Origin of the sequence: Oricola cellulosilytica (assembly GCF_019966575.1) — a bacterium.
Taxonomy (GTDB): Bacteria; Pseudomonadota; Alphaproteobacteria; order Rhizobiales; family Rhizobiaceae; genus Oricola; species Oricola cellulosilytica.
Window position 1 is genome coordinate 177,209 of sequence record NZ_JAINFK010000002.1, and the last position, 16,979, is coordinate 194,187.

General features: G+C 63.7%; 17 protein-coding genes. 12 read left to right on the forward strand and 5 right to left on the reverse strand.

Annotated elements, in window-relative coordinates; translation table 11 throughout:
• The first annotated feature begins 136 nt into the window (after positions 1-136).
• Positions 137-3,784, forward strand: a complete 3,648-nt coding sequence (locus LC298_RS05580) for a hydantoinase B/oxoprolinase family protein (RefSeq protein ID WP_131568310.1) — start codon at positions 137-139, stop codon at positions 3,782-3,784.
• A gap of 44 nt (positions 3,785-3,828) precedes the next feature.
• Here the strand turns inward: LC298_RS05580 and LC298_RS05585 are convergent, their stop codons facing one another.
• The gene (locus LC298_RS05585) at positions 3,829-4,329 is read right to left on the reverse strand and encodes a DUF421 domain-containing protein (RefSeq protein ID WP_131568308.1); all 501 of its coding nucleotides are present in this window, start codon (positions 4,327-4,329) and stop codon (positions 3,829-3,831) included.
• A 285-nt stretch (positions 4,330-4,614) separates the two neighbouring features.
• Between LC298_RS05585 and LC298_RS05590 the strand changes: the two genes are divergently transcribed.
• The 5 genes from LC298_RS05590 (at position 4,615) to LC298_RS05610 (ending at position 6,757) form a co-directional block, all read left to right on the forward strand.
• Positions 4,615-4,962, forward strand: coding sequence for a DUF2200 domain-containing protein (locus LC298_RS05590; RefSeq protein WP_131568302.1), 348 nt, complete (start codon positions 4,615-4,617; stop codon positions 4,960-4,962).
• 29 nt (positions 4,963-4,991) lie between these two features.
• A complete protein-coding gene (locus tag LC298_RS05595) occupies positions 4,992-5,384 on the forward strand; it encodes a cupin domain-containing protein (RefSeq protein WP_131568300.1) in 393 nt (130 codons plus the stop codon).
• Positions 5,359-5,544 (forward strand): cupin domain-containing protein, encoded by a 186-nt coding sequence (locus LC298_RS05600; protein WP_131568299.1) that lies wholly within the window; start codon positions 5,359-5,361, stop codon positions 5,542-5,544. Before LC298_RS05595 ends, LC298_RS05600 begins: the two co-directional genes overlap by 26 nt.
• 3 nt (positions 5,545-5,547) lie before the next feature.
• A complete protein-coding gene (locus tag LC298_RS05605) occupies positions 5,548-6,201 on the forward strand; it encodes a hypothetical protein (RefSeq protein ID WP_131568297.1) in 654 nt (217 codons plus the stop codon).
• A gap of 67 nt (positions 6,202-6,268) precedes the next feature.
• Positions 6,269-6,757, forward strand: coding sequence for a lytic transglycosylase domain-containing protein (locus tag LC298_RS05610; protein WP_428977543.1), 489 nt, complete (start codon positions 6,269-6,271; stop codon positions 6,755-6,757).
• Positions 6,758-6,760: 3 nt separating this feature from the next.
• Here the strand turns inward: LC298_RS05610 and LC298_RS05615 are convergent, their stop codons facing one another.
• A complete protein-coding gene (locus tag LC298_RS05615; protein WP_131568293.1) occupies positions 6,761-8,134 on the reverse strand; it encodes a serine hydrolase domain-containing protein in 1,374 nt (457 codons plus the stop codon).
• Between the two features lie 193 nt (positions 8,135-8,327).
• On the opposite strand from LC298_RS05615, the gene LC298_RS05620 reads away from it, so the two are divergent.
• From LC298_RS05620 to LC298_RS05640, 5 genes are all read left to right on the forward strand, one after another.
• A complete protein-coding gene (locus tag LC298_RS05620) occupies positions 8,328-9,095 on the forward strand; it encodes a glycoside hydrolase family 25 protein (protein WP_131568823.1) in 768 nt (255 codons plus the stop codon).
• 33 nt (positions 9,096-9,128) lie between these two features.
• Complete coding sequence (locus LC298_RS05625) at positions 9,129-10,319, forward strand: lytic murein transglycosylase (RefSeq protein ID WP_131568291.1); 1,191 nt, start codon at positions 9,129-9,131, stop codon at positions 10,317-10,319.
• Between the two features lie 82 nt (positions 10,320-10,401).
• Entirely contained in the window at positions 10,402-10,770 is a 369-nt protein-coding gene (locus LC298_RS05630; RefSeq protein WP_131568289.1) for a hypothetical protein, read from the forward strand.
• A 108-nt stretch (positions 10,771-10,878) separates the two neighbouring features.
• Positions 10,879-11,364, forward strand: a complete 486-nt coding sequence (locus tag LC298_RS05635; protein WP_131568287.1) for a copper chaperone PCu(A)C — start codon at positions 10,879-10,881, stop codon at positions 11,362-11,364.
• Positions 11,364-11,969 carry an SCO family protein gene (locus LC298_RS05640; RefSeq protein WP_199223254.1) on the forward strand — a complete coding sequence of 202 codons (606 nt, stop codon included), beginning with the start codon at positions 11,364-11,366 and terminating at the stop codon, positions 11,967-11,969. The genes LC298_RS05635 and LC298_RS05640 overlap by 1 nt, the downstream gene beginning before the upstream one ends.
• Before the next feature lie 96 nt (positions 11,970-12,065).
• Here LC298_RS05640 and LC298_RS05645 read toward each other — a convergent pair whose 3' ends face one another.
• Positions 12,066-13,244 (reverse strand): MFS transporter, encoded by a 1,179-nt coding sequence (locus tag LC298_RS05645; protein WP_131568285.1) that lies wholly within the window; start codon positions 13,242-13,244, stop codon positions 12,066-12,068.
• Between the two features lie 3 nt (positions 13,245-13,247).
• On the reverse strand, positions 13,248-14,468 hold the full coding sequence (locus LC298_RS05650; protein ID WP_131568284.1) for an alanine racemase: 1,221 nt from the start codon (positions 14,466-14,468) through the stop codon (positions 13,248-13,250).
• A gap of 191 nt (positions 14,469-14,659) precedes the next feature.
• On the opposite strand from LC298_RS05650, the gene LC298_RS05655 reads away from it, so the two are divergent.
• Positions 14,660-15,889 (forward strand): amidase, encoded by a 1,230-nt coding sequence (locus tag LC298_RS05655; RefSeq protein ID WP_131568282.1) that lies wholly within the window; start codon positions 14,660-14,662, stop codon positions 15,887-15,889.
• 403 nt (positions 15,890-16,292) lie between these two features.
• On the opposite strand, the gene LC298_RS05660 is transcribed toward LC298_RS05655, so the two are convergent.
• On the reverse strand, positions 16,293-16,919 hold the full coding sequence (locus LC298_RS05660; RefSeq protein WP_131568280.1) for an FMN-dependent NADH-azoreductase: 627 nt from the start codon (positions 16,917-16,919) through the stop codon (positions 16,293-16,295).
• Between the last annotated feature and the right edge of the window lie 60 nt (positions 16,920-16,979).

Genomic DNA, 16,979 nt, shown 5'->3' on the forward strand with positions numbered 1-16,979 from the left:
GCACGAACCCGCCCGCCGCAGAACAGAACTTGACACTTCACTGATAAATTGTCAACAAAACCTCATTGTATCCGGACGAGAGCACCTCGGGGCATTCGTCCGCCCACGCTCACCGGATCGCCTGGAGGATATCGTCATGGCCGACGCGCAGGGAAAGTGGGATTTCTGGATCGATCGCGGCGGTACCTTCACCGACGTGCTGGGCGTTGATCCCGAGGGCGTCATCCACCCCTACAAACTGCTGTCGGAAAACCCGGAAGCCTATCGGGACGCCGCCGTCCAGGGCATCCGCGACCTGCTGGGCATAGCCAGGGGAGAACCGGTTCCCGCCGGCCGGATCGGCACGGTCCGCATGGGCACCACCGTCGCCACCAACGCGCTGCTGGAGCGCAAGGGCGACCGCACCCTGCTGCTGATCACCAAGGGCTTCCGCGACGCACTGCGTATCGCCTACCAGGCGCGGCCGGACATCTTCGCCAAGGAAATCATCCTGCCGGAATTGCTATACGAAAGAGTGATCGAGGTGCCGGAGCGGGTGCTCGCCGACGGCACGGTCGAGACCGCGATCGACCTCACCGCCGTCGAGGACGAAGTTCGCGCCGCCCATGACATCGGCATCAGGGCAGTCGCGATCGCCTTCATGCACGCCTGGGCATTCCCGGCGCACGAACTCGCCGCCGAAAAAACGGTGAAAGCCATCGGTTTCTCGCAGATCTCCGTCAGCCACAAGGTCTCGCCGCTCGCCAAGCTGGTCGGGCGCGGAGACACCACGGTCGTCGACGCCTATCTCTCGCCGATCCTGCGCCGGTATGTCGATCAGGTCGCGGACGAACTCGGCGTCACCGACACGCCGGGCGGCACCCGCCTGCAATTCATGATGTCATCCGGCGGGCTGACCGCGGCCGATCTGTTCCAGGGCAAGGACGCCATCCTGTCCGGTCCGGCCGGCGGCGTGGTCGGCATGGTCGAGACGGCTAAGGCGGAGGGGTTCGAGAACGTCATCGGCTTCGACATGGGTGGCACGTCGACCGATGTCGCCCATTATGCCGGGGCCTACGAGCGGGCGTTCGACACCGAGGTCGCGGGCGTGCGCATCCGCGCCCCGATGATGCGCATCCACACGGTCGCGGCCGGCGGCGGCTCGATCCTGCACTACGACGCCGGACGCTTCCAGGTCGGCCCGGATTCGGCCGGTGCCAATCCCGGCCCGGCGGCTTACCGGCGCGGCGGCCCGCTCACGGTCACCGACGCGAACGTCATGACGGGCAAGCTCGATCCGGCGCATTTTCCGGCGATCTTTGGTCCGGACCAGAACGAGCGACTCGACGCGGACGTTGTCCGTGAGAAATTCGGTGCCCTCGCAAAGCAAGTCGGTGACGGCCGCTCGCCAGAGGAAGTCGCGGAAGGCTTCATCACCATCGCCGTCGAGAACATGGCGAACGCGATCAAGAAGATTTCCGTGCAGCGCGGTTACGACGTGACCGGTTATGCGCTCAACTGTTTCGGCGGTGCCGGCGGCCAGCATGCCTGTCTCGTCGCCGACGCGCTCGGCATGAAGGCGGTGCTGATCCACCCGTATTCCGGCCTGCTCTCGGCCTACGGCATCGGTCTGTCGAAGACCTACGCCTCGCGCCAGCATGCGCTGGTCGAGAGGCTGGGCGAGGACAGTCGCGCCGCGATCGAAACCCTCATCGCCGAACTGAAATCGGACGCCATCGGCGAACTGACGGGACAGGGGATTGCGAAGGACGGAATCGACACGCAGCCGATCCTCCACGTTCGCTATGACGGCACCGACACGACGATCGAAGTTCCCTATGACGGCAAGGATCTGAAGAAGGCAGCAGCCGACTTCGAGACCGCCCACAAGAGCCAGTTCGGCTTCACCGATCCGTCACGAAAGCTGATCGTCGAGGCGGTCGGCGTCGAAGCGACCGAAGCGATCACCGGACATGCCGAAGCCGGAACCGATGCACCCGGCGTGGCCAAGGACCGTCAGGCGGACAGCAGCCAGCGCGTGTTCACGGGGGGTGAGTGGCATGAGGCGGGACTGATGCTTAGAACCCGCGACGCGAAATTGCCGCTTGCAACCGGCGACCGGATCAAGGGGCCGGCGGTCATCGTCGAGGACAATCAGACCATCGTCGTCGAACCGGGCTGGCAGGCAGAAGTCACCGGCCACAACCAGATCCTGATGACCCGTCACGAGGCCAAGGAGCGCCTCGCGGCCATCGGCACCGAGGCCGATCCGGTCATGCTGGAGGTTTTCAACAACCTCTTCATGTCGATCGCCGAACAGATGGGCGTGACGCTGCAGAACACCGCCTCGTCGGTGAACATCAAGGAGCGGCTCGATTTCTCCTGCGCGGTCTTCGGCGCCGATGGCGCGCTCGTCGCCAACGCGCCGCACATGCCGGTACATCTCGGTTCCATGGACCGCTCGGTGGAATCGATCATTCGCCAGAATCCGGAGATGAAGCCGGGCGACGTCTATGCGCTGAACGCCCCCTATAACGGCGGAACCCACCTGCCTGACATCACGGTTGTCACACCGGTTTTCGACGACGCCGGGGAGAACATCCTGTTCTTCACCGCGTCGCGCGGCCACCACGCCGATGTCGGTGGTATGGCGCCGGGATCGGCCACCCCGCGGGCCACCCATGTCGACGAGGAAGGCGTTCTGATCGACAATTTCAAACTCGTCGAAAACGGCGTTCTCAGGGAAGACGCGTTTATCGAGTTGATGACCAATCACCCCTGGCCCGCCCGCAATGCGCAGCAGAATCTGGCCGACATGCGCGCCCAGATCGCCGCCAACGAGAAGGGCGTCGCCGAGCTGCGCAAGATGGTCGCACATTTCACCCTGCCGGTGGTCCAGGCCTACATGAACCACGTGCAGGACAATGCGGAAGAAAGCGTGCGTCGCGTCATCGATGCGCTTGCCGATTGCGAGGCGGAATATCCGACCGACAACGGCCAGGTCATCAAGGTGAAGATCACCGTCGACAAGCAAAAGCGCGAGGCGACGGTCGATTTCACCGGAACCTCGCCGATGGAGAAGAACAATTTCAACGCGCCGGAGCCGGTCGCGCGCGCCGCCGTGCTCTATGTCTTCCGCCTGATGGTCGAGGGCAACATCCCGATGAACGCCGGCTGCCTCAGGCCGATCAACATCGTCATCCCGGACGGCTCGATGCTGAAGCCGGTCTATCCGGCGGCGGTCGTCGCGGGCAACACCGAGACCAGCCAGCACGTCACCAATTGCCTTCTCTATGCTCTCGGCGCGCTGGCGAACTCGCAAGGCACGATGAACAATCTCACCTACGGCAATGCGCGCTACCAGAATTACGAGACGATCTGTTCCGGATCGCCCGCAGGACGGAAGAACTCCGGGCGCGGTTTCAATGGCGCATCGGGGGTGCATGTGCATATGACGAATACGCGCATGAGTGACCCGGAAATCCTTGAGATGCGCTATCCGATCCTGGTCGAGGAGTTCTCGATCCGCGACGGCTCCGGCGGCAAGGGCAAGTTCCACGGCGGTGACGGCACGCGGCGGACCTTGCGCTTCATGCAGGACATGGAATGCGCAATTTTGTCGTCACACCGCAAGTCGCCGCCGCGCGGTCTGGCAGGTGGCGGCGATGGCGAGTGCGGGAAGACCGAGATCCGGCGCCTGTCCGGCGAACTGGAAATGCTGCATCACTGCGACCAGACGTCGGTGAAGGCAGGCGAAGCGGTGATCGTCACGACCCCGACACCGGGAGGATATCTGGCGAAGTAGTCTCCGGCTATTGGAGAAAATCTGAGAGAAGGATCAGTACTCTCTTATCGCCGCACATCGTCCAGCAGCGCCGGACTGACTTCTTGCCCCTCGCCGCTTGCATGCAGCACGCTAACGTCGCCGGTGGTTTCCAGCACGACCGCCCTGACCCGGCTCACATCGAGCACATTGGCCTCGCGTAGCTTTGCGTAGAGGTCGGCCGTCGTCAGGTTGGCACGATCCAGATTGTCGTGAAGGATTGCGCCTTCCTCCATGATCATCAGCGGCTCATTATCGACAACCTTAACGACAAAGCCGAACTTTCCCCTCAATCGCGCGATGACACCTTGTGTGACGAATAGGGCCACCAACGCCGCGATCCCGACGAACACGCTCTTGCCTGTGGCGGTCACCGCCGTCGCAAGGATCGAACCGACCGCAACAGTGTTGACGAGATCGAAGGCAGACATCTTTGAAAACGAACGCAGTCCGTTCAACCGGGCGAGCGCAATCACCACAGCGACGATGACCACCGAACGGAGGAAGACTTCGAGTATTTCAGGCATCGTAGGACTCCGGGTTTTGCTGCGACAACCGGTGTGTGCGCCCATTGTTCCCCGACGGGAACAATGCGGGCTACAGGTTGTTGTGTGTTCAGGAGGCACTCGATGGCCAATACTCTGGAACTTGCCCCACGTGATCGCCTCGCCGTCCGACGTCTTGCTGCGCCGTACGGTTTTGGCAGGTGGTGGCGAATGCGGACGCATCGAAATCCACCGTCTCGACGGCATACTAGAGCGGCTGGAACACTGCGACGCCCAGGGGATACCGATCAGACAAGGAAAACGCCGATGTCGAGAACGAACCTCAGCGCGATGAAGTTCTCAAGCGTCTATCCGCTGTATGTCCAGAAGGCCGAACGGAAGAACCGGAGCAAGGACGAGGTCGATCAGATCATACGTTGGCTCACAGGTTACAGCCAATCGGAACTGCAACGGCAAATCGAAGAGGAGACCGATTTCGAGGGCTTCTTCGGCCAGGCGCCCCGGCTCCATCCGAAAAGCTCCCTTATCAAGGGGGTGGTCTGCGGCGTGCGCGTCGAAGAAATCGAGGATCCTCTGGTGCAGAAGATTCGTTACCTGGACAAGCTGGTCGACGAACTGGCGAAGCGAAAGGCGATGGAGAAAATTCTCAGGTAGCGAAGAAGCGGCTCGAATGAGGTAGACCAATGACCATCAGGGACAATCGCCTTCCAGTCGACGATATCGACATCCGCAGGCTCGCTGCGCCCCGTGGCGACGCCATCCCCAACAATGACCTTTATCCCGCGATCATCCTGCCGAGCGTGCTCGGCGGCAAGAATGAACCCGCCACGATCCACGCACTCTACGCCAGGAACGGCTGGGGCGGCGCTTGGACATGGCAGGTCTTCGACTATCATCACTTCCATCCCGACGCCTTCGAGGCGCTGGCCGTCGCATCGGGCGGCGCGACGCTGATGCTGGGCGGCCCGCAGGGCGAGGAAATCGAAGTCGCGTCCGGCGACGTGCTGATCCTTCCGCCGGGCTACGGCCACAAGCAAATCAGGAAAAGCGATGAATTCCGGATCTGCGGCGCCTAACCCGCCCGGCCAGGAGAACTACTCCACGATCCGCGAAAGCAAAGGTTATGACGAGACGGTATTGGAGACGATGAGGCAGGTTCCGCCGCCCAGGACCGATCCGGTCTTCGGCCGACCCTTCAGGGAGCTCTTGGCGGCAGGGCAATCGCAGGTGGAGTGAGCAATGACGACGAAGCACGCCGATGTCGTCAGGGCGTTGCTCGAATGCCACGGCAAGACCTATGCCGCTGAACTCGGCATGGACCTGGCGAAGAACACGCCCTCGTTTCTTTTCCGCTGGCTGTGTGCGGCCCTGTTGATGAGTGCGCGCATTGGCTCCGGCAACGCGATGCGCGCGGCAAATGCGCTCGCCGACGCCGGATGGACCACTGCGGGCCACATGGCCGCCAGCACCTGGAAAGACCGGGTGAAGGTTCTCAACAGGCACGGCTACGCCCGCTACGATGAAAGCACTGCGCGCATGCTCGGCGAGACAGTTTCCCTGATGCAGAAAAAATACGGGGGCGACCTGCGCAAGCTTCGCGAAGCGGCGGGCCGTGACCCCGACGGCGAACGAAGGTTGCTGAAGGAATTCAAGGGCATCGGCGATGTCGGCGTGGATATCTTCTTCCGCGAGGTGCAGGCTGCTTGGGATGAGATCTTTCCCTTTGCCGACCGCAAGGCGCTCGCGGCGGCCGAAAAGCTCGGGCTTCCGGCGTCAGCACAGGGGCTGGCGGCGCTCGTCACGAAGGCGGACTTACCCCGCCTTGTCGCCGCACTGGTACGCACGGAACTTGAAAAAGACCACGCCGCCATTCTCGATGGCACCGCCCAGTAGTTCGGGACTGCCCGAATTCGGCCTGAATGCGCCTCTACCGGCGGGAAAACCTTTCGAGGAAGCCGAATTGCAAACCAGAACCTCTCTCCCCCTGCTGTCCGCCTGTCTGCTTGCCGCCGGCCTGGCACTGACCGGTTGCAAAACCGGGACAACGCCCCCCGTCCCGGCAATCCAGCCGCCGGTTCCGCAGGCGGAGCCGGTCAGTCCGCTCGATGCATTGATCGCGCAATACGCGCAGGTCTATCAGGTTCCCGAAGCGCTGGTGCACCGCGTCGTTAAGCGCGAGAGCACCTATAATCCGAAGGCGCGCAACGGCGGCCATTACGGGCTGATGCAGCTAAAGCCGGCGACCGCGCGGACAATGGGGTTCAGGGGCGGCGCGTCGGATCTCTACGACGCCGAGACCAACCTCAAATACGGCGTTAAATACCTGCGCGGCGCATGGCTGCTCGCCGACGGCAGCCACGACAAGGCGGTCAGGCTTTATTCGTCGGGCTACTATTACGAGGCCAAGCGGCGCGGCATGCTGGTCGAAACCGGCCTGCGCAGCGGTTGACGCCTATTCCGCCAGCGCGCCGATCAACGCGTCGACCAGATAGCTCACCTTGTAGCCCAGCTTGGAGGGCGTCAGTCCCATCCGCACGACCACCAGATTCTCCGACGGCACTACCGTCACCGACTGGCCGTCATGGCCCGACATGAAGAACGCATCGGGCGGCAGCTCCGCGTCATCGCCGCCCGAGCCGCCATTGGGCGGGCGCAGCCAGACATGGCCCCGCCCGTACTCGCCGTTCGAAGCGGGATGTGGCTCCGTCATCCAGTCGACGAAGCCAACCGGCAGCAGCGAACGGCCCCCCCAGACCCCGCGCTGGGCGAGAAACTGGCCGAACCGGGCCCAGTCGCGCGCGGTCGCATACATGTAGGATGAGCCGGCGAAGGTGCCGCGCGCGTCCGTTTCCAGGATGGCGGAGCGCATGCCAAGTGGATCGAAGAGCGCTTCGCGTGGCCACGCCAGCGCCTCGGCGGGATCCTCGAACGTGTCCTGCCAGACGCGCGACAGCAGCACCGTCGTGCCGGATGAATACAGGAATTCGGCGCCGATCCCGCCCAGTGTCTGCTCGTCGAGCGGATGCGCCGCCGCGAAAGCCGCCATGTCCGGCTCCAGATAGAGCATCCGCGTCACGTCCGACACGTTGCCGTACCCCTCGTTCCAGACAAGGTCACTCGCCATGCCGAGCAGATCGGCCGCCGTGATGTCCGCGCGCGGGCTCCCGGTCCAGCCATCGAACAGGCCTGCCCCCGCGATATCCAACCGCCCCTCACGGACCAGCCGCCCGATCAGCACCGCCGTCACGGTCTTGGTCATTGACCAGCCGAGCAGCGGCGTTTCGGCGTCGAACCCGTCGCCATAGCGTTCGGCGACGATCCGGCCGTCCTTGACGACGATGACCGCGCGCATTCCCGGCCCGGTCAAAGCCGGATCGTTGAGAACGGCGTCGACGTCCATGTTGTCGGGCGTCTCGATCTGATCGCCGTCCGGCCATTCGCCAGGCTGCGGCTCGCGGATGTCATCTGCAACGAAATCAAGCCTTGCCGCGTCGAAATCGCCGTCTGCCACCGTCGCGCATCCGATGCCCTCGCGATAAAGAGCCGCCCCCCCGCCGAAAATGCCGAAGAGCCCCGCATGGACCTCACCGCTGTCCCGGTCGACCGACACGCGCATCAGCCTCAGCAACGGATGGCCGGGCGCCTGCACGTCGACTTTCAGCACCTGCTGCGGGTCGCGGCTGGCAATGAAAACGTTGGAGCAAACGATTTTGGCGGAGTAGTTGGCGCCGACGCGAACGAGATCAGGCGGCGCGATAGCGAGCCACACGGCAAGCCCCACTGCCCCGATCAGGATCAGCACCACGATTGTCTTCACAATGCGCATGTTCGGCCCGCCCCTCCTCGGGCGCCGTCGAACTAGAATGACCTGGACGTAAACGTCAACGGAAAATTTTGGGCGTGGTTGACCCGTGCCGCCAAACCGCCCAATTTTCCGCCTTAACCGGACGATCAGGGGACAAGCCACACCAGGGCCCAGAGGGGACGAAGCCGTGCATCACCGCCTCATCGCAGCGTTCATGCTGATTGTCGCGGCCGCGCTCGCGGGATGCACCAGCATCACCTACGATTTCTCCGAGTCCCTCCTGCCGCTCGCCGCGCCGCGCTTTGGCGACAGCGATCCCGTTGACGCGTTCGAAGGCGGTGCTCCGCACGGCCACGCGGTCCACGGCATCGACATCGCCAAGTACCAGGGTCCGATCGACTGGGCCGCCGTGAAGCGCTCGGGTGTGTCCTTCGCCTTCATCAAGGCCACCGAGGGCGGCGACCGCGTCGACGATCGGTTCCGCGAATACTGGCGTCAGTCGCGGGCCGCCGGAGTGCCGCGCGGCGCTTATCATTTCTACTATTTCTGCCGGCCGGCGATCGAGCAGGCGCGCTGGTTCATCCGCCACGTGCCGCGCGAACGCGGCATGCTGCCCCCGGTTCTGGACATGGAATGGAACCACCAGTCGCCGAGTTGCAAGCTTAGGCCGCCGCCCGAGAAGGTCCGCTCCGAAATGCGCGTCTTCCTGGACGCGCTGGAGCGCCATTACGGCAAGCGCCCGGTTATCTACACCACGCCCGATTTCTACGAGAAGAATATCGCCGGGCACTTCAAGAACGAGACGTTCTGGCTGCGCACCGTGAAGGCGCACCCCAAGGTGACCTATCCGGGGCGTGAATGGGCGTTCTGGCAATATACCGGGACCGGCGTCGTCCCGGGAATCGACGGAGACACCGACATCAATGTCTTTGCCGGCGGCAAGGACGACTGGCGCCGATGGGTTGCCCAAAACAGCATCTGATTGTCATTTTCGCATCGCGAGGAGCATATTTTCATGAAGCATCATGTCCGCAGGCTTGCTGCCCGTCTTTCTGCAGGCCTTCTCCTGTCGTCTTTCGCGACCATCGCCGTGGCGCAGACCCAATGCGGCGGCGACTTCCGCGCATGGCGCGATGCAATGGTCAGGGAAGCGGGGGCGCAGGGGGTCGGCGAGCGCGGATTGCAGGCCATCGGCTCCGCGTCGGTCGACCAGAAGGTCCTCCAGCAGGATCGAGCCCAAGGGGTCTTCACTCTCGATTTCGCGGCCTTCGCCGAACGGCTGATCTCCCAAAACCGGCTCGACAACGGCGCGGCAAAACTGCGCCAGCACGCCTCAGTGTTCGAGCGCGTTCGGTCCGAATATGGCGTCGCACCGGAAGTCATTGCGGCGTTCTGGGGTCTCGAAACCGATTTCGGCGGCTATCAGGGAGATTTCAACACGCTCAACGCCATCGCCACGCTGGCCCATGACTGCCGACGCCCGCACCTGTTCCGACCGCAACTCATCGCGCTCGGAAAGCTGATCGATCTCGGCGTCGTGCCGGCGGACATCACCGGCGCATGGGCGGGGGAGATCGGCCAGGTGCAGGTCCTGCCCGAGGATTATCTCACCAAGGGACGCGACGGCGACGGCGACGGGAAGATAAGCCTCAAGACCTCCGCTCCTGACGCGATCGTGACGGCAGCGAACTTCCTCCGGTCGCTCGGCTGGCGTCCCAACGAGCCGTGGCTGGTCGAGGTCGATGTCCCCGCCGAGATGGATTGGTCGAAGGCCGGCATCCATACCGCGCTTCCCGTCTCGCAGTGGCAGGCTCTGGGCGTTACGGGACGCAGCGGAGCCCTTCCGAAGGGCGCGGAGGCGCACCTGCTCCTTCCGATGGGCCGCAAGGGACCAGCGTTTCTCGCCTATCCGAATTTCCGCGTCTTCCTCGAATGGAACCAGTCGCTGACCTACGTCACCACGGCCGCCTACTTCGCCACCCGGCTGGGTGGCGCTCCACGCTTCGATTCCGGCAATCCGGACCCGGGTCTCGACCGGGCGCAAATGAAGGGTCTACAGCAGAAGCTCGCGGCGAAGGGTTACGATGTCGGCGAGATCGACGGTATTCTGGGAGCAGGCACGCGGGATGCGGTGCGGTCCGAACAGCAGCGCCTTGGCCTGCCGGCGGACGCCTGGCCAACGGCGCAGTTGCTGAACCAGATCTGAAGGCACACCCGGCCGGTACCTTCTGCCGCATTGCGGGGGCCGCCGCGGCGGTCTAGACCGTTTGCCGGAACAGGAAGGGCCGATGCAACCGACGCGACGGATAGCCACGACGGCGATGCGCATCCTGTGCGTAGCGGCGCTGGTGCTTGCCGCCTTCGCCCACCGGCCCGCCGTCTCGGTCGCCGCCAACCTCCCGGCCTATGCGCTGCCGGACGGGTCACAGGCCGTTCTCTGCCTCAGCCACGGTGCGCCAGGACAGCAAAATAACGTTGTGCGCTGCGAATTCTGCAGCATTGCCGGCTCCGCCGCCGTTCCCGCGCAACCGGCGGTGGCGTCCGATTGCGAATATGACCCCTCGATTTCCATAGCGGGTTTCCCGGTCTTGCTGCCCCCGGCTGCTCATCGGCAACGCAATGGCCCGACGCGCGCGCCGCCGCGTTTTCTCATCTGACGTGTCGTATCGGGCCGGGCGCTCCCGGCTCCCTAGAAATTTCACGATCGACCCGCGCTTTTGCGGCGGACTTCACGTCCGGATCGCATCCATTGAAACGAAACCGAAATGAACTCTTTTTTCAGGAACACCGTCTCCGCCCTCCTCATCTCCGTCCTAGCCGTCTCCGTTGCCGGGGCGGATGATTTTGCCGTCGGCGATCTGACGATTGAACATCCCTACTCACGTGCGACACCGCCCAACGCGCCGGTGTCGGGCGGTTATCTGACGATCCGCAATCTTGGCGGGGAAACGGATCGCCTTCTCGGCGGCGAAGCCGCGTTCGCCGGCAAGGTCGAAATCCACGAGATGACCATGGATGGCGACGTCATGAAGATGCGCAAACTCGATGACGGCATCGAAATACCGGCGGGCGGTAGCATCGAACTGAAGCCCGGAGGACATCATCTGATGTTCATGCAGTTGCGGGAACCGATGCGGGCCGGCGAGAGCCGCACGGCGACGCTTCTGTTCGAACGCGCAGGTAAGATCGAGGTCGAATTCGGCGTCGAGGAATTCGGTGCAGGCCAAAAGGGCCACAGGAGCGGGAACTGATGGGTCTCAATATCCGAACGATGGCCGTTATCGCCGTGCTCGCCGTTCTGCTCGCAGGCGGAATGGCGGTGATCTTCCAGCAGTTCGTCGCAGGAAGATCGGACCAGTTGCTGACATCGGGCGGCGCGATCGGCGCTCCGTTCGAACTCGTCGACCATAACGGCGAACCGATCACCGAACAGGCGATGGAGGGAAGGCCGGTTGCCGTCTTCTTCGGCTTCGCCCATTGTCCGGAAGTGTGTCCGACCACGCTCTACGAGATGGCCGGCTGGCTGAACGCGCTCGGCGAGGAAGGCGAGGAGATCGGAGCATTTTTTGTGACCGTCGACCCGGAGCGCGATACGCCCGAGATCATGCGCGCCTATGTCACGAATTTCACCGACCGGATCACCGGCATCACCGGCGATCCGGAGAAGGTCGCCGCCCTGACGAAGTCCTGGTTCGTCTATTCCCGAAAAGTGCCCCTCGACGATGGCGGCTATACGATGGACCACACGGCCTCGATCTACCTCGTCGGTCGGGACGGCAATTTCAAGGGCACCATCGCTTATGGTGAGAACGGCGAAACCGCAGTCGCCAAGCTGCGGCGGCTGGTGAAGGGTTAGGCGCGTTGCATTCCCTTCACCCTCATCCTGATGAGGTGCGGCGTCGTCCGCAGCGGGACGCCGCCCGCCTTTCCGCAAGGGGCGAAAGAGCGCGCCTCACCCCAGCCTTTTCAGCCGCATCATGGCGGCGATGCCGAATGCCGGGCCAAGCGCCATGCCGACCAGAACCGGGCGCCAACCGAACGCTTCGGCGGCCATCGGCGTTAGCTGGACGGTGGCGATCGTGAGAGCGAATCCGAGCGCGGTCTGAAGGGTCATCAGGCTTCCGGCCTGATCAGCCGGCGCATTGTCCGCCACCAGGGCCGAGAACTGGGCCGAGTCCGGGATGATCGCCGCACCCCAGATCATCACAACGGCAAAGGTAAGCCACACCGGCCCCCCGAAGGTCGCGGCCGCAAGCACCGCCGAGCCGCCGCTCAGCGCCATCGCGATCGAGGCGACGTTGGCCTTCCCGATCCGGTCCGCCCAACGGCCTGCATAGACGCACATCACCGCGCCGATCGCGATGGCGCTGAAGGCCGTGACCGTCGCCAGGCGCGCCGCGGCGGCCTCGCCGGTCGTGAACCCGTAGGAGGCCGCCGAGACCACGGCGATCCACGCCCACATCGCGTAGAGCTCCCACATGTGGCCGAGATATCCCGCATAGGCGAGGCGAACCTTGCGGTTCGTCCAGGCAGTGAAAATCGCCCGCGGATCGAAGCGCGACGCTGCCGCATGATACGGTCCGAGCGTCACCAGCAGGCTCAGCAGCCCGCCGCCAATAGCCGCAACCGACGCCATGAGAACGGTTGTGCGCCATTCGGGTCCGCCGGTCAGCGCGAACAGATGCGGCGACGCCGAACCGAGCGTGACCGCCGCAACGAGAAGGCCGACCAGCAAGCCCCGGTCGGTCTGGCCCCAGCCGACCGCGATTTTCATGCCGACCGGGTAAACCCCCGCCAGCAGCGCCCCCGTGGCGAAACGTGCAGCAATCGCTGCGCCGCCGCCGGGTACGGCAAGCAGCAGCAAGGCATTGCACAGCCCCGCCGAAATCGCGGAAAACGCGATCACGCGACGCGGATCGAAACGATCCGGCAGCCCGAGAAATGCGGAAAACAGCGCCCCGAAAACGAAACCTGCCTGCACAGCGCTGGAAAGCGCCGCCTGGCGGCCAGGCGACATCGCCGTTTCCAGCACCATTCCCGGCAGGATGGCCGCCGAGACGAACCACAGCGACATCGCCAGAACCTCGCCGGTGACGAGCAGGACGAGCGCCCGGCGCTTGGCCGCGTTCATCTCTCAGTCGGCCATGGTTTCGAGGCTGGCCGATCCCTCCGGCGCGTCGCCCGCATCGAAGGGCTGCTCGATCTCCACGAACGTGTCCGGATAAAACCCGTTGAAACGGGTGCGCAGCGACAGCGAGTAAGCGCCGATATTGCCGATCTCGATCCAGTCGCCCGTATCGACGGTCTCCGGCAGATAGAACGGGCGCGTCAGGATATCGACCGAATCGCAGGTCGCACCGCAGACCTTGAAGGGCAAGATGTTGGACGGGTCGCCATTGCGGCGGCGGATGTTCGGATCGGGAATGAAACGGGCGGGCAGTGTGATCTTTCCTGTCCAGGAATCCGACAGGGACGCCCAGATCCCGTCATTGATGTACAGCCGCCTGCCCTTGCGGAGCAGCACGCGGACGATGAGCGAGAAGGCGCGCGCCACGATGACCCGGCCCGGTTCGGCGACGAGCGGCAGATCATCAAACTCCCACTTTTCGATAGAGCCGCGCAGATCGCTCATCAGCGTCTCGAGAGTCGGCGTATCGGGCGCACCATTGTTCGGGTCGTGACCGTACGCCGCCGGAAACCCGCCGCCCACGTCCAGACCGGCCAGCGGAACGTTGGCCCGGCCACGCACCCAGTCCGCCGAGGCGAGCGCGCGTTCATACGTCTCGGATTCCTCCACTTGGCTGCCGACGTGAAAACAGATGCCCGTCTTGAAGCCGATCCGGTGAAGGCGCTTCAGCAATTCAACCGCATGTGCGGGAGCGGCGCCGAACTTCTTCGACAGTTCGTATGCCGCATGGCCTTTCGTCGCGATGCGCACGAAGACGGTGATGGTCGTCTGGTCGATGTCGAGGGCGCGCGCGATCCGCAAAATCTTGACGATTTCGTCCTCATGGTCGACCACCAGGGTGCGGATCCCATAGTTCTCCAGCGCGAGCCTGATATCCGATAACGCCTTGACGGGATGCATGTAGAGCATCTCGGCATCCGGCGAGAACCGGCGCACGGTTTCGAACTCGGCCGGGGAGGCCACGTCGAACGTGTCGATGCCCGCATCCACCAGTGTGCGGATCACCAGCGGCTCGCCGTTGGTCTTCACCGCATAGGCGGTCCGGCCGGGAAACAGCGACACGAATTTGCGCGCGTCGTCGCGCAGAACCTGCGGATGGAAACAATACACAGGCACATCAGGCCGCAGTTTCAGCGCCGCGTCGCGGGCTGTGGCAAATTTTTCCATCGGGTGAAGACTCCGCTGATTCCCTCGGCTTTGTCCAAGCGTCCTTAGCATGATCGTTACCGCGGAAAACACCTGCGCGAAAACACTCGCCATCAGCCACTGCGCTGCGCGGAGCGCTCTCCGGTCTTGCGGCTCGCCGCAACTCATGTATGCGGACAAGGTTGAAATCGCGGGAGAGGATGAGGCGCCGCATGCTTTCGGTCTGCCAGATACTTGAAGACATTCAAGCCGGACGAAAAACGGCTGCGGAGGCGATCTCGCAATCGCGCGCCCTGATCGACGCGCGTGACGGGGATATCGGTGCCTTCCTCGAGCTCGCCGATGCCGATGCCACGCCCGGCGACGGCCCGCTCGCCGGTATCGCTGTCGGCGTGAAGGATATCTTCGACACCTACGACATGGCGACGCGCTACGGATCGCCTGTCTTCGACGGGCACCGCCCCCCGGTCGATGCGGCTATCGTGGCGATGCTGCGTGCCGCCGGCGCCTCCGTGATCGGCAAGACCGTGACGACGGAGTTCGCCTTCATGCATCCGGCGGGAACGGTCAATCCGCGCAATCGGGCCCACACGCCGGGCGGGTCGTCATCTGGATCGGCCGCCGCGGTGGCTGCGGGCATGGTTCCGGCGGCGATCGGCTCGCAGACGGGCGGGTCGGTGATTCGTCCCGCGGCGTATTGCGGCGTCACGGGCTACAAGCCGAGCTTCCGGCTGTTTCCGACCGTCGGCATGAAAACCTTCTCCTGGTCGATGGACACGGTCGGTCTCTTTGCCGCCAAGGTGGTAGACGCAGGACGGGTCGCGAGCCTCCTGTCCGGCCGCGATCTGGAGGCCGACCCGTTGCGCGAAGCGCCGCGTATCGGCTTGTACCGTACGTCGATCTGGGATCAGGCGTCGCCGGCGATGCAGAACGCAATCGACAGCGTCGCCCAGAGCGCCGCCGATGCGGGCGCTCACATCGTCGAAATCGAGGAACCGGACGCGCTCTCACGCGGGCGCGACATCCACACGATCGTGCAGAATTTCGAAGCCGCGATGGCCCTCGGCGACGAGCATCGGCGGCACGCCGCGAAACTCAGCGATGTCCTGCGCGAAGCGCTCGATGACGGCTACAGCACCCGGCCGCAATCTTACGACAACGGACGCCGCATCGCCCGTCAGGCCCGGAAAGCCGCCACCGCGCTGTTCAACGATATCGACGTGCTGCTGACGCCCTCGGCTCCGGATGCAGCGCCTGTGGGCCTGACTTCGACCGGGTCATCCATCTTCAACAGGCTCTGGACGCTGACCGGCAATCCATGCGTCAACGTGGCCGGGCGCGTCGACCCGGCCGGAATGCCGCTCGGTATCCAGATCGTCGGCCGATTCGGACGTGACAAGCTTGCGCTGCAGGCGGCGCGGTGGTTGGAGGAAACCCTGTGAAACACCGGTTCGCTGACGGATTTTGTCAAATTCTGTGTTTTGCAGTGCAAAAAGGGGCCTTCTCCTCAATTTTTTTTCACAGTGGAGAGTGACGGGAAAATGAAATGCTGAGGACGACTTGTCCAAGTCGGCTCAAAGACTGATTCAGAAACTTTCGCAACGCAGCAACGAATTTCCTTGTACCTTCGTTGTACCCACATAGACTCAGCCCATCCTAGCAGGGAGGCTTGCGATGGGACTAACACGTTCGATTAACATGATGATGGTCTGTGCAGCGTTCGTGTTTCTTGGCGCACTGGTATTTGGAGTGTTGCCCTAGTCCGGCGCCAATAGGCGGTCGAGGCGCTGCCTGATCTCCAGAAGCAAAGCCCGGTGCGGCGATCCGCTCCGGGCTTTCTTTTGTTTACGCGGCAAAGGCGTTCTTTGCGGAAGCGGTCTCCTTGTCCGCAATCCGGCGGATCGCTTCATTTGCCTTGGCAAGGCTTTCGTCCTCGCTGTTCACCAGTCCGTCGGCTGCTACGATTTCGACATCGTCAATGCCGATGAAGTTCAGCACTTGGCGCAGATGCGGCGTGGCAAAATCGACCACGCTGTCGACCGGGACCCCGCCGGACGTGACGACGATATAAGCCTTCTTGCCCGACAGGAGACCTTCCGGCCCGGCGTCGGTGTAACGAAACGTCTCTCCCGCACGGCATACGAGATCGATCCAGGCCTTGAGCGATCCGGGGATCGAGAAATTGTAGATCGGCGCGCCGACCACCAGGATGTCCGCTTCCTTGAGCTCGGTGACAAGCTGCTCGGAAAGGGCGAGCGCCTTGGCCTGCTCGACTGTCCGGTCCGCCTTCGGGGTCCAGTTCGCCGAGAGCCAGTGCTCGTCGATGAGTGGAAGCGCGGCGGTCGCCTCCCGCTCGGTGATTTCCGCGTCGCCATAGACGGCGCGAAGGGTGTCCACGAGGTCGGCGCTGAGACGGCGGCTGAACGAACCTGCGGCTCGCGCGGAAGCCTGAACGGACAGAATCTTGGTCATTGGAATTCTCCGGTTGATAATCGGCACCGGAGATAAGCCCTCAACAGCCTCGCGCCAGAC

Excerpts from the sequence above, each read along its gene's own strand:
- LC298_RS05650 (WP_131568284.1), bottom strand. The coding sequence starts at position 14,468 with ATGGAAAAATTTGCCACAGCCCGCGACGCGGCGCTGAAACTGCGGCCT.
- LC298_RS05615 (WP_131568293.1), bottom strand. The coding sequence starts at position 8,134 with ATGCGCATTGTGAAGACAATCGTGGTGCTGATCCTGATCGGGGCAGTG.
- LC298_RS05655 (WP_131568282.1), top strand. The coding sequence starts at position 14,660 with ATGCTTTCGGTCTGCCAGATACTTGAAGACATTCAAGCCGGACGAAAA.
- LC298_RS05620 (WP_131568823.1), top strand. The coding sequence starts at position 8,328 with ATGCTGATTGTCGCGGCCGCGCTCGCGGGATGCACCAGCATCACCTAC.
- LC298_RS05580 (WP_131568310.1), top strand. The coding sequence starts at position 137 with ATGGCCGACGCGCAGGGAAAGTGGGATTTCTGGATCGATCGCGGCGGT.
- LC298_RS05595 (WP_131568300.1), top strand. The coding sequence starts at position 4,992 with ATGACCATCAGGGACAATCGCCTTCCAGTCGACGATATCGACATCCGC.
- LC298_RS05625 (WP_131568291.1), top strand. The coding sequence starts at position 9,129 with ATGAAGCATCATGTCCGCAGGCTTGCTGCCCGTCTTTCTGCAGGCCTT.
- LC298_RS05645 (WP_131568285.1), bottom strand. The coding sequence starts at position 13,244 with ATGAACGCGGCCAAGCGCCGGGCGCTCGTCCTGCTCGTCACCGGCGAG.
- LC298_RS05635 (WP_131568287.1), top strand. The coding sequence starts at position 10,879 with ATGAACTCTTTTTTCAGGAACACCGTCTCCGCCCTCCTCATCTCCGTC.
- LC298_RS05630 (WP_131568289.1), top strand. The coding sequence starts at position 10,402 with ATGCAACCGACGCGACGGATAGCCACGACGGCGATGCGCATCCTGTGC.
- LC298_RS05640 (WP_199223254.1), top strand. The coding sequence starts at position 11,364 with ATGGGTCTCAATATCCGAACGATGGCCGTTATCGCCGTGCTCGCCGTT.
- LC298_RS05590 (WP_131568302.1), top strand. The coding sequence starts at position 4,615 with ATGTCGAGAACGAACCTCAGCGCGATGAAGTTCTCAAGCGTCTATCCG.
- LC298_RS05585 (WP_131568308.1), bottom strand. The coding sequence starts at position 4,329 with ATGCCTGAAATACTCGAAGTCTTCCTCCGTTCGGTGGTCATCGTCGCT.
- LC298_RS05660 (WP_131568280.1), bottom strand. The coding sequence starts at position 16,919 with ATGACCAAGATTCTGTCCGTTCAGGCTTCCGCGCGAGCCGCAGGTTCG.
- LC298_RS05605 (WP_131568297.1), top strand. The coding sequence starts at position 5,548 with ATGACGACGAAGCACGCCGATGTCGTCAGGGCGTTGCTCGAATGCCAC.
- LC298_RS05600 (WP_131568299.1), top strand. The coding sequence starts at position 5,359 with ATGAATTCCGGATCTGCGGCGCCTAACCCGCCCGGCCAGGAGAACTAC.